Annotated in this window: 9 protein-coding genes; all 9 read right to left on the reverse strand. The window is 37.6% G+C overall.

From position 1 onward, the window contains the following. Nucleotides 1–66: 66 nt before the first annotated feature. The 9 genes from radC to argB all read right to left on the reverse strand — a co-directional run bounded on the left by radC (nucleotide 67) and on the right by argB (nucleotide 12,640). Nucleotides 67–762, reverse strand: coding sequence for a DNA repair protein RadC (gene radC, locus PHD84_05740; GenBank protein ID MDD5637297.1), 696 nt, complete (start codon nucleotides 760–762; stop codon nucleotides 67–69). A gap of 15 nt (nucleotides 763–777) precedes the next feature. After that, a complete protein-coding gene (locus PHD84_05745) occupies nucleotides 778–2,082 on the reverse strand; it encodes a ribonuclease H-like domain-containing protein (protein MDD5637298.1) in 1,305 nt (434 codons plus the stop codon). A 2-nt stretch (nucleotides 2,083–2,084) separates the two neighbouring features. After that, on the reverse strand, nucleotides 2,085–4,373 hold the full coding sequence (locus PHD84_05750) for a DEAD/DEAH box helicase (GenBank protein ID MDD5637299.1): 2,289 nt from the start codon (nucleotides 4,371–4,373) through the stop codon (nucleotides 2,085–2,087). Nucleotides 4,374–4,490: 117 nt separating this feature from the next. Beyond that, on the reverse strand, nucleotides 4,491–7,238 hold the full coding sequence (locus tag PHD84_05755) for a calcium-transporting P-type ATPase, PMR1-type (protein MDD5637300.1): 2,748 nt from the start codon (nucleotides 7,236–7,238) through the stop codon (nucleotides 4,491–4,493). Nucleotides 7,239–7,261: 23 nt separating this feature from the next. Further along, nucleotides 7,262–7,738 (reverse strand): MarR family transcriptional regulator, encoded by a 477-nt coding sequence (locus tag PHD84_05760; protein ID MDD5637301.1) that lies wholly within the window; start codon nucleotides 7,736–7,738, stop codon nucleotides 7,262–7,264. A gap of 123 nt (nucleotides 7,739–7,861) precedes the next feature. Further along, a complete protein-coding gene (gene argH / locus PHD84_05765; protein MDD5637302.1) occupies nucleotides 7,862–9,247 on the reverse strand; it encodes an argininosuccinate lyase in 1,386 nt (461 codons plus the stop codon). Between the two features lie 13 nt (nucleotides 9,248–9,260). Then, nucleotides 9,261–10,466, reverse strand: coding sequence for an argininosuccinate synthase (locus PHD84_05770; GenBank protein ID MDD5637303.1), 1,206 nt, complete (start codon nucleotides 10,464–10,466; stop codon nucleotides 9,261–9,263). A 54-nt stretch (nucleotides 10,467–10,520) separates the two neighbouring features. Next, entirely contained in the window at nucleotides 10,521–11,714 is a 1,194-nt protein-coding gene (locus tag PHD84_05775; protein MDD5637304.1) for an aspartate aminotransferase family protein, read from the reverse strand. Between the two features lie 23 nt (nucleotides 11,715–11,737). After that, on the reverse strand, nucleotides 11,738–12,640 hold the full coding sequence (argB, locus tag PHD84_05780; GenBank protein MDD5637305.1) for an acetylglutamate kinase: 903 nt from the start codon (nucleotides 12,638–12,640) through the stop codon (nucleotides 11,738–11,740). Between the last annotated feature and the right edge of the window lie 19 nt (nucleotides 12,641–12,659).

Consider the following 12,659-nt stretch of genomic DNA (forward strand, 5'->3'; position numbering starts at 1 on the left):
TATCAACCTGTTTCATCCTATTCTCCTCTACCCTTTATTTTCTCCTTATACGATTAGCTTTTTTTGTCAAATTTGCCCCATCTGGGCAAAGCTATAAAAACATTCCTCACCTATAATAATATGATCTAGAACCTTGACTCCCAGCATACTACAGGATTCACTTAATCTTCTGGTTAATTCCCTATCCTGTTGACTGGGTTGGGGATCCCCGCTGGGATGATTATGCAGAAAGATAACAGCGGCAGCTGATTCCTTGATAACCTCTTTCATTACCTCACGGGGGTGAACAGTAGTTTCACTTAAACTACCCATAGAAATAAGTACATCGCGAATAATCTGATAGCGTACATCCAATAAAATAATGTGAAAAAGTTCTTTTTTCTTATTCTTCATTTCCGCATAATAGTAATCCACTACGTCCTGAGCTTTTTGTATTTTCTTTCCAGGTAATATCTTTTCCTTTGATAATCTTATTCCCATTTCCAGAGCCGCTTTTATTTGAGCATATTTAGCCTTACCAATACCGTTGATCTGTTTCATCTCTGAGTAGGAAACACTCATTAAATTTCTTAAAGTTCCATATTTAGCTAATAAGCTTCTCGCTACCTCTACTGATGTTTCCCCGGAATATCCCTTGGCAATTATAATAGCCAGCAACTCGGCATCAGTCAGAAATTCAGGACCATGATACAATAATCTTTCCCTGGGTCTTTCATATTCTGGCCAGTCCTTAATAGTATAATTCTTTTTGCCTTTCTCCATATTCAATTGTCCTTTTTATTCACCCTGGTTATCTTTACTATTAGCACTCATCAATCTCTGTTTCCGCTTTATCCTTTCCAGCCGGAAATAGAGGGAGTTTTGCCACTGTTCCTTAATGCTCCAGGATATATTTTCCTTGGTCAGTCTCTGTAATGCCTCTTCAACTATTGCGCCTGCCTGCTGATAATCTTTCAGCTTATGCTCATAATATTTTGCTAATTCTTCATAGGGGTAAAGATTAAATTGGCCATTTAAGGAAATAATTTCACGCCAGGCTACTTCCGCCTTTTCCCATTCCCCCTGTCTTTTATAGGCAAAAGAACATAATTTTAAAGCATCCAGTGTCTCCTCATCTGATAAATTACCTTTTAATGCCTCTTCATAACATTTGCTACTGTACTGAAAATCCTTATATCCTTCATAAATCTTGCCAATACTGCATAAGTCCAGGGCGAATTTTCCCATGCTCAAGGGATCATCCAGTGTTTGACTAATCTTGGTTGTGAGCAGGACTAAAGAAATAATGTCCTGTAAGTTATGAGTAAAGATAGGTTTGAGGGAACGGCTATCTTTATCTTGAAGATAACGAAAATAGACATGAGGTATAAGATATCCAGGTATATCTTCCTCTCTATAGATTTTTAGTATCTTTTTCTCTATATTAGCTAAAGAACAATCCTGTAATCTTCTCTTCCATAATCTTCTGGTAGGAAATAATAAATCAAGGTGATAAGAAGTATTTAATTGTAATGGTAAGCGCGTCATAATATAACGAGTCTGCAGTAATGGAAAATCATAACTTTTTCCATTATAGGACACAAGTAATTTAAAATCCTGCGCAAATAGTTGATTAACAGCCCACAACAGTGCTTCTTCTTCATGATAGTCTGACATAAAATATTGTCTGATATAAAAGTTTTCTCCCTTGAAATAGCCCAGACCTAATAAAAAAATATAGGTCCCTGATCCTCCTGCTAATCCAGTCGTTTCGGTATCAAAAAATAGGATTTCTTCCAGTTTAATTTCCTCGTTTCCACTTTTAAATTGAGGAATCCAGAAATGCAAACCTGAGGGAAAATATTTTTGCATATCTAACAGGGAATAATCACCATAGGAGGAGGTTTCTAAGGGAAATGTTTTTTCCGTAAAAAAACAGGAACCATGCGGTGTATCTATGGCATTTCCAGGAATAACTTCAGAAATGGGAATTGTTTTCCTGGTTTGGGAATAGAAATCACTCTTTTTCTGATGGGCATTATTAATTTGCTGAACCCTTTTTTTTAAGCTCTCAATCTTCTCTAAACGATTTCTTAAATCCATAATTAGCGGATTGCCTCCTTCAGAATAAACAGGGCACTTTGTTTCCCCTGATTTCCTACCTGATTAATAGGGCCAACACAGGAGGGACATCCTTCATCGCAACCGCAATTTTCAATTAACTCCCTAGCAGCGACTAAGATTTTATCCCGCAGTTCAAAAATCTTCTCACTAAAGCCAACTCCTCCCGGATAATTATCATAGATGTAAAGAGTGGGTAAATCGGTAAAGGGGGAACGAATTTGAGCTACTGCCCTGATATCTTTCGGATCACACATAACAAATAAAGGTGCCACATTTACCATAACATTAGAGAGGGCTAATAAACCTCCAGCCAGGTCAAAGGTAAATCCTTTCGATATTTTACCTCCCACCAGGTTAGAGAATGTTTCTGATAAAATCAGCCAATAGGCAGTGGTATGCATATCTTCAGCTGGTAAATTAATTTTTCCATAACCTAAATTTTCATGGGTATAGAATTTTACTTTTTTATACATAGTGGAAATAGTGGTAATAGCTATCTCTCCATACTGATGTTTGATGTTTTCTTCCTCGTGTAAATCAAAGACATCCAGAATCTTGATATGACTTTCTACCTGCGCATCAGTATAATAATTTACCTCTACCTGTTTAGCATAGGCCTTGTTATCGTCATAATCAAGTTTGGTAATAGTATATTGTTCTCCCTCATGAATATAAATGGCACCTTCATAAATGGTGGTAGATGCGCTCTCACGGTCTACTTCCCCGATAACCTTATTTTCACCTTCTTCTATATCAATAATAGTGAAGTTCTCAGTGGAAGCACTGCGCAAACTAATCTCATCAGCAGGGTAAGCCTCACTCATCCAATGCCATTTATTCTGAGTAAAATGGATTATTCCTTTATCTTCTAAAAATTGTAATATATCTTCCAGCTCTTCTGAACCAAATTTTTCCTCTGGGACAAACGGCAGTTCAAAAGCAGCACACTTTATATGACTGATTAATATACTCAAATTATCAGGATCTATTACAGCACTTTCCGGAATCTCTTTAAAAAAGTAATCAGGCGAATTAATAATATACTGATCCAGAGGTACGCTGGAAGCAACTAGAATAGCTACAGAAGAATGGGTACGTCTGCCAGCTCGACCAGCTTGCTGCCAGGTACTGGTAATGGTACCCGGATAACCAGTGATAAAACAGGCATCCAGTTGACCAATATCCACTCCTAATTCCAAGGCATTGGTACTGATTACCCCTTTAATTAGTCCTTCTTTAAGTCCCTTTTCAATCTCTCTACGTAAATTGGGTAGATATCCTCCCCGATACCCCCTTACCAAATCGCGATCCTGGCCAATTTTATCTAAATAGTCTTTGAGATAACTGGTCAGAAGCTCAGTGGTCAGGCGGCTACGAGCAAAAACAATCGTTTGTATATCATGATTCAAAAACTTACTTACCAGGCTTGCTGTTTCTTTAATTAAACTTTTTCGGATACCAAGTTGCCTGTTTACCACCGGAGGATTATAGAATAGAAAATATTTTTCACCACTAGGGGCACCATTATTATTAATCAGAGTAAATTTTTTCTCAGTAATTTTTTCTGCCAATTCCAGAGGATTAGCAATAGTAGCAGAACAACAGATGAATTGAGGCTTGGAGCCATAGAATTCGCAAATTCGCCTTAACCTGCGTAGCACATTAGCCATATGACTACCAAATACACCTCTATAAATATGTATTTCATCCACCACAACATATCTTAAATTTTGAAACAATCTATACCACTTAGTATGATGGGGTAGTATACCAGTATGTAGCATGTCAGGATTGGTAACCACAATATTACCCTGATTACGAATAGCAGAGCGGGCAGAGACAGGTGTATCCCCATCATAAGTGAAAGTACTTATAGGCTTATTCAATGCCTCCACCATGCGGTAAAGTTCTCCCAGCTGATCCTGAGAAAGAGCTTTAGTAGGAAACAGATAAATTGCCCGGCTTTCTGGTTCTTTAATAATCTTATCCAGAACGGGTAGATTATAACAGAGTGTTTTTCCGGAAGCAGTGGGGGTAACTACAACGACATTCTTCCCCTCATTAATAGCCTGTAGAGCGCTGGCCTGATGTGAATAGAGTCTATTTATACCATCTTGTTTTAGTTGATCAATTAATCCTATATGCAGCCAAGCCGGAAAATCATTTAAACGAGCATCCTGAGCTGGTATATGTTCCAGGGCTGTTAAATAAGGACGGATAGTATAATCTTGCTCCAACTCCTGAATTATAGCTTTAACATCACATGCCATAGTAGTATTTCCTGCTATTGTGTAAAATCATGAATCTTCCTCCAACTCTAATTTTATAGTATATCATATTCGCACTATAATAAATTATGGTCTCTAATTTTCTGCTAAATATTTTCTCTATTTAAAGAAATAGGTTAATTTCAACTTTTTTAATAACTCCACATAGGGAATAGCCGTTAAGGAAATTAGAATGACCACCAGCCATTGAGAAAAGGTAAGAGCTGTAACCTGAAACACTGATTGTAAAAAAGGTACTAACATTACCATTAACTGCAATATACCGGAACCCAGTATAGCCAGCACTAAATAACGGTTACTAAAAATACCCAGCCTGAATATAGAAAATTTATCAGAGCGGGAATTCAATGATTGCCATAATTGAGTAAAACTGAGGGTACCAAAAGCCATTGTCTCTCCTACCACTAAAGAATACTGGCTATAACCATAGTAAAAGGCAATTAAAGTTATAATTCCAATAAATATTCCCTGAGAAAAGATATTAAATCCCATCTTGCCAGAAAAAATACCTTCCTTAGGATTCCTGGGAGGTTGTATCATCACATCCTTCTCTGCGGGATCCAATCCTAAAGCCAGAGCAGGAAGTCCATCTGTTACCAGATTCACCCAGAGAATTTGAATGGGGAGTAAAGGACGGGGTAAACCAATTAGAATAGCAACAAATATTGTTAAGATTTCTCCTAAATTACAGGATAATAAATACCGAATAAATTTCTGAATATTTTGATATATTTTTCTTCCTTCCTGTACTGCCGAGACAATAGAGGAAAAATTGTCATCAGTTAAAATCATGTCTGCCGCTTCTTTAGAAACATCGGTTCCGGTAATTCCCATAGCTACCCCAATATCAGATTCTTTTAGTGCTGGGGCATCATTGACGCCGTCTCCGGTCATGGCTACTACCTGATTGTTCTTTTGTAAAGCATGAACAATTCTCATTTTATGCCGAGGTGATACTCGAGCAAAAATGGTGGTTTTCATTACTACTTTCTCCAGTTCTTCCTGAGGCATTTTCTCTAATTCTGAACCGGTAATGATACGATCTCCAAGCTGATAAATCCCTATCTGATCTGCAATGGCCTGAGCAGTTAGTGAATAGTCTCCTGTTATCATAATCGGACGAATCCCTGCTTTGCGACATGTCTTTACCGCTTCTTTTGCCTCTTTCCTGGGTGGATCTATCATTGCTACTAATCCTAAAAAAGTTAACTCGCTTTCTGTTTTCTCAATATTTAATTTTTTATTCTCTTTTATATATTCTTTTTCCTGGGAATTTATTTCCCGATAAGCAACAGCCAGTACCCGAAGTGCCTCTGAAGCTAATTTTTTATTCTGTTCAGCGATTTTTCCTTTTAGGGATTGAGACCAAGCTTTTTCTTTACTATTACTTCTAAAACTGCTGCAACGTTCAATAATCTGATCAGGAGCGCCCTTGACAAATAGAATCTCATCCCCTTCTGGAGTTCGATGTACTGTTGACATTCTTTTTCGCTCCGAATCAAAGGGCAACTCTCTTAAGCGAGGATACTTATTTTCTAATCCCTCCTTTTGATACCCGGCCTTGGCTGCAACTACTACCAATGCCCCCTCGGTTGGATCTCCGATAATCTCCCACTGATTATTTTCTTCATTTTGTTTTAAGTAAGAATTGTTACAAAGCGTCGCTGCCTTTAGCAAAAGAGATATGGCCTGGTCATCACTTGGTTGAATGTATTGATTATTCTGACGGAATTGTCCAAAAGGTTGATAACCGACACCTTCCACCTCGATCTCTCGATCGACCAAAACCAGTTTTTGAACAGTCATCTGGTTTTGAGTCAATGTTCCAGTCTTATCCGAACAGATTACTGTAGTGGCACCTAAGGTCTCCACTGCTGGAAGACGCCTAATTATAGCATTTTTCTTAATCATCTGTTGTACACCTAATGCCAGTACAATAGTAACAACAGCCGGTAATCCCTCTGGAACTGCTGCCACTGCTAGAGAAATTCCAGTAAGAAACATATCAAAAAAGGGAATCCCCCGTAAACAACCCAGTAAAACGACAATCGCTATCACAAACAGGATAATGATTCCCAGGTTTTTCCCAACCTGATTTAATTTCTTTTGGAGAGGAGTTAATTCTTTTTTCTGTTCCTGAAGCATACTGGCAATCTGACCCATTTCAGTATCCATTCCGGTAGCAACAACTATTCCTCTACCACGACCAGCTATTACTGTAGTACCCATGTAAGCTATATTGAGACGATCACCCAGCGGAATTTCTTCCTTACTAACTATCTCCCGATTAGTTTTTTCAGCTGGTTCTGACTCCCCAGTCAAAATTGCCTCCTGAATACTTAAATCAGTTACCTCAACCAGACGTAGATCTGCTGGAATTCGATCACCAGATTCTAAAAGCACTAAATCTCCTGGAACTAATTGAGTAGATTTTATTTTTTTCTGTTTCCCATCTCTCATAACTAATGTTTCGGGAACTGTCATTTTTTTTAAGGCATCCAGAGATTTTTCCGCTCTATATTCTTGTAACACACTTAAGATGGCATTTAAAATAACAATGATGCCAATGACAATGGCATCAGTTACCTCCCCCAAGAGTACAGATATTACCGCAGAAGCCAATAAAATAATGATTAAGACATCTTTAAACTGGTCTATCAGCATATGCCAAACAGTTCTTTTTTTGCCTTCCTTTAATTGATTTGGTCCAATTTTTTCCAGACGCTGTTTAACCTCAGAAGAACTTAGTCCCACCTTTAAAGAAGTGTTTAACTCCTTCTCCGCTTCTAGTGCTGTCTTTAAATAATATTTATTAGTTTGATTCTCTTTCTCGTCACTTATTTTCAATGGATACTCCTCTAATTGTTTTTTTAACTTTCCTTAAAATGTTTTTTCAGATAAAAAATGCTCTTTTTTATTTCTCTCAGGCTTTGATTAAATGTCTTCCCATTATCCGGCAGTTTAGATAAAAAATGGGCATATATTTCTGTGGAACGATGGTGATATCTGCTGTAAAATTGCCTTCCTTCTTCTGAAAGAGTAACCAGCACTTTCCTTCGATCGTGCTGAGCACGACGCCTCTGCAACAAACCACGTTTAATTAAACGATCAACAATACTGGTCATAGTAGTTGGAGCAACATGGATTATTTTAGAGAGTTTACTCATGGAAACAAATGATTCTTTACCTAAATATTCGATAATAAAATATTCAGTAATAGTGAAAGATTTTTTCTCGTTAACACTATAACATCTGGAAACATGTGTCCATAGCATTTCTGTTAACTGTAGAAAAAGGTCATCAATTTCAGGAGCAATATTTTCCCCTTGTTTAACTTCCTCACTCATCTTTGTACCTGAAGAAAAAATCTTATCATACGAATATCGTAACTTTTATTATGATACGAACCAGCAACAAGAAAGTCAAATGGAAAAATACAAAAATTGATTAGCAGTTGATGAAATTTTCTTTTAGTTTTTTATTATTTTAATAGTTTTTTCCTCTTCTTCTATAATTTCTCTAACTTTCTTTAATGAGGTTCCGCCAAAGGAATTCTTGGCATTAATAACTGCCTCCGGCGTGAGTAAAGAAAAAACATCCTGCTGAAAAACACTTTGAAATTGTTGTAATTCTTCTAAGGTCAGTTGTTCTAAGCTCTTTTTTCTATCAAGACAGTATATTACTATCTCTCCGACTACGCTATGTGCTTCTCGAAAAGATAAACCTTTGCGTACCAAATAATCAGCCAGTTCAGTGGCATTGGATAAATCTCCCTCCAGGCTTTGTTTCATGTTATCTGATTTGACCTGCAAAGTTTCAATCATACCTCTCATAATTGTAAGTGAACTTTTTACCACCTCTACAGTATCAAAGAGAGGCTCCTTATCTTCCTGCAAATCATGATTATAAGCCAGGGGCAAAGCCTTCATTGTGGTAAGCATGGATAGTAAATGACCATAAATTCTGCCCGTCTTCCCCCTTATCAATTCTGCAGCATCGGGATTCTTTTTCTGTGGCATAATACTGCTACCGGTACAAAAAGATTCATCCAACTCAATGAAGTTAAACTCTCGGGAAGACCATAAAATCAATTCCTCACTCAGGCTACTTAGATGTAACATAATTAATGATACATCAGCAAGAAATTCAATTATAAAATCCCGGTCACTTACTGCATCTAGACTGTTTTGGGAAATCTGACTGAATTTAAGCTTTTTTCTAACAAAATCCCGGTCAATAGGATGGGATGTTCCAGCAAGAGCAGCAGAGCCTAAAGGTAATACATCTACTCTGGAATATAAATCCTGTAGCCTCTGCCAATCCCGCTTAAATTTGAAAAAATAAGCCAGCAAATGGTGTGAAAAGAGAACCGGTTGGGCATGTTGCAAATGAGTATAACCGGACATAATCACTCCCAGATAATTACGGGCTGCAGTTAAAATGGTTTTTAATAAATCACTTAATACCTGCTGGATATTAGCAAGCTCTTCTTTTAAATACATTCTTTCATCAAGAGCAACCTGGTCATTTCGACTGCGGGCGGTATGAAGTTTCCCGGCAATTTCCCCTATCTTTTCCTTTAGTTTATTTTCTACCCAGGTATGAATATCCTCTGCCTTATCATCTACTGGCAAGATACCCCGTTCTATCTCCTGGAGAAGTTCTTTTAATCCCTGTACAATTTTCTGAGATTCCTCTTTGTTTATTATTCCGCATTTACCCAACATCAGGGCATGAGCAATACTGCCAGCAATATCATATCTGACCAGTCTTTTATCAAAAGAAATGGAGGAAATAAATCTTTGCATCACCTTGCTGGTATCTTTTTTAAATCTGCCACCCCATAATTTTTCCATCTTTAACCCCTTTTTATTTGCTTTTTCTATTAACGGAGGCATAGACTTTGCTTGGTAAACCCCATAACTGGATAAAACCTTTAGCAAAATCCTGGTTGAAAGTATCTCCTTGGTCATAGGTTGCCAGGTTAAAATCATAGAGGGAATTAACCGATTTTCTTCCTGCTACCTCACACCGTCCTTTAAGCAACTTAACTCTCACTGTACCGGTCACTTTATCTTTGATGATCCCTATAAAACCATCCAAGGCTTCTTTTAAAGGCGAAAACCATAATCCATTATAGGTCAATTCAGCATATTTTTGGGATATAATTTGTTTAAAATGTAGCAAATCTCTTGTGAAAACCATACTTTCCAGTGCCTTATAAGCATTCAATAATATTATAGCACCGGGACATTCATATATTTCCCTTGATTTGATACCAACCAGTCTATTCTCCACCATATCTACTCTACCTATTGCATTTTCCCCTCCTACCTTATTTAAATAGGAAATAAGCTGAACAAGCGGTTTTTCCTGTCCATTGACCTGGATGGGGACACCCCTTTCCAAATAAATTTCCAGATAAACAGGTTTATTAACAGCATCCTCCGGTTTTACTGTCCATTCATATGCTTCTTCTGGTGGTTCTATCCAGGGATCTTCCAATATTCCACATTCACAGGACCTTCCCCATATATTCTGGTCAACGCTGTATGGATTATCTACATCAACAGGAATGGGAATATCATATTGCCTGGCATACTGGATCTCCTCTTCTCTAGTAAATCCCCACTCTCTGGCTGGTGCAATTACTTCAAGATCTGGATTTAAAGTAGCTGTTGATACTTCAAATCTTACCTGGTCATTACCCTTGCCGGTACAGCCATGAGCTATGGCCTGTGCTTGCTCTTTTTCTGCTAAATCTACTAAAATTTTTGCTATCAAAGGTCGGGAATAAGCAGTAGCTAAGGGATAATGTTCCTCATAAACCGCTCCCGCCTGTAATCCCAGTAGAACATAATCCCTGGCAAACTCCTCTCTGGCATCTACAATATAGGATTTACTTGCTCCTACTTTTAATGCCTTTTCTTTTACAAATTCCAGGTCAATTTCTTGACCTACATCAATAGTGACAGCAATAACTTCATCACAATAATTCTCTTTTAACCATCTAATAGCTATTGAGGTATCCAGACCTCCTGAATAAGCCAGTATCACCTTTTTAAGTTTATTCATATTATTCTCCTTGTTTTGTGTAGTTTTTCATTTTTACCTGATTGATTTTCTATTTTATTTTAGATCAGATATTACTTCATCTAATGTTCTAATGAGTAAATCAATCTCATTTTTCTCTACTATTAAAGGTGGTAAAAAGCGGAGCACCTTCTCAGCAGTACAGTTAATTAATATACCCTTATCCAGCATTTTTTGAACTATCGCCGAACCCTCTTTGGCCACTTCTAATCCGGCCATAAGCCCTATCACCCTTACCTCCTTGACTAAATCTGGGTATTTTACTTTCAGTTCTTCCAATCTTTTCTTAAAGTATTCTCCTTTTTGCTGACATTCAGTCAAGAGATTGTCCTCCTGCAATACTTCTAAAAAAGCTAAAGCAGTAGCACAGGCTACTGGATTTCCACCAAAGGTAGTACCATGGTCACCCGGTTTAAATACTGAGGCAACTTTCTCTTTGGCAATTAAGGCACCCAGCGGTAATCCTCCCGCTATTGGTTTAGCCAGAGTAAGAATATCAGGCTCAATATTATAATGTTGATAGGCAAACATCTTTCCCGTTCTACCCAGACCACATTGAATCTCATCGAAAATTAGCAGTAAATCCTTACTATTACAAAAATCTCTTAATCCCTCTAAAAAATCAGCAGAAGCAAGATTAATCCCTCCTTCTCCCTGTATCGGCTCCACTATTACCGCAGCAACCTTCTCGTCATAGGCTTCTTGCACAGAATTTAAATCATTGAAAATAGCCTGTTTGAAAGACGGTAGAAGAAGAAGATAATCTTTCTGGTATTTATATTTTCCGGTTGCAGCCAGAGTAGCAATGGTTCTACCATGAAAGGAATTTTCCATATATATTATCTTATACTTTTCTTTATTCTGTTCTCTATAATACTTAACCGCCATCTTTAAGGCTGCTTCGTTTACCTCTGCCCCGCTGTTGGCAAAAAATGCCTTATCCCCGCAGGATATTTCCACCAGTTTTTTCCCTAACAATATTTGGGGAGCGTTATAAAAAAGGTTGGAACAATGAACCAATTTCCCGGCTTGCTGGCAAATAGCTTGCACAATCCTGGGATGACTATAACCAAGACTATTAACAGCAATGCCACCGATAAAATCATAGTATTGTCTCCCCCCTAAATCCCAAACCTTCATTCCCTCGCCATGGTCTAATATCATTGCTGGTCTTTTATAAGTGTGAACTAAATAATTTTGCTCATCAGCAATTAATTCTTTACTTTCCATAGTTCTCCTCCCTATACTAATCTCTATAAATTAAAACTCTCATTCCTGCTGATAACAAATTCAGTGCCAATTCCTTTATCTGTGAAGATCTCTAATAGAATGGAGTGAGCACACTTACCATTGAGAAAATGTACCTTTTTAACACCTCCTTCTAAGGCTCTCAGTGCTGATTTTACCTTGGGAATCATGCCTTTCTGGATTTGACCTGATTCAAACAATTCTTTGGCTTCTTCAATATTTACACTACTGATGAGAGAATTTGCGTCTTCCATCTTTCGAAATATTCCATCCACATCAGTAAGATAGATTAATTTCTCTGCTTTCAAAGCAACAGCCAGCTCGCCTGCAACTGTATCTGCATTGATGTTGAATCTCTCACCTCTGGCATCAACACCGATGGTAGCTATAACCGGGACATAATCTTTTTCTAAAAGTAAAAATAATATCTCCGGATTAATCTTTTCAATCTCACCTACAAATCCTAAATCAATGGAGTCATATTTTTTTACCATAAGCAGTTGTGCATCTTCACCGCTTAAACCAATTCCTTTTATTCCATTTCCCTGGTCTTCAGAAATACACAAGTTAATCTCAGCTACCAGACGGGTATTGATTTTACCAGTTAAAACCATCTCGGTAATCTCCATAGTGTCGCGGTCAGTAACTCTTAATCCATTGATAAATTGGGGAATCTTATGCTGTTTTTTCATTTCCTGAGAAATTTCCGGACCACCACCATGCACAATCACCGGTTTCATTCCTATATAGCGCAATAAAATTATATCTCTTATTATTGATTTCTCCAGTTGCCTATCCTCCATAGCACTGCCGCCGTATTTTATCACCACTATCATGTTCCGGAATTTTTTTATATAGGGCAATGCCTCTACTAAAATCTCTGCCCGTAAAGCATCATTTTTTAACATTTTTTACCTCCAATATCTG

The sequence above is a fragment of the Atribacterota bacterium genome (assembly GCA_028717805.1).
Taxonomy (GTDB): Bacteria; Atribacterota; Phoenicimicrobiia; order Phoenicimicrobiales; family Stramentimicrobiaceae; genus Stramentimicrobium.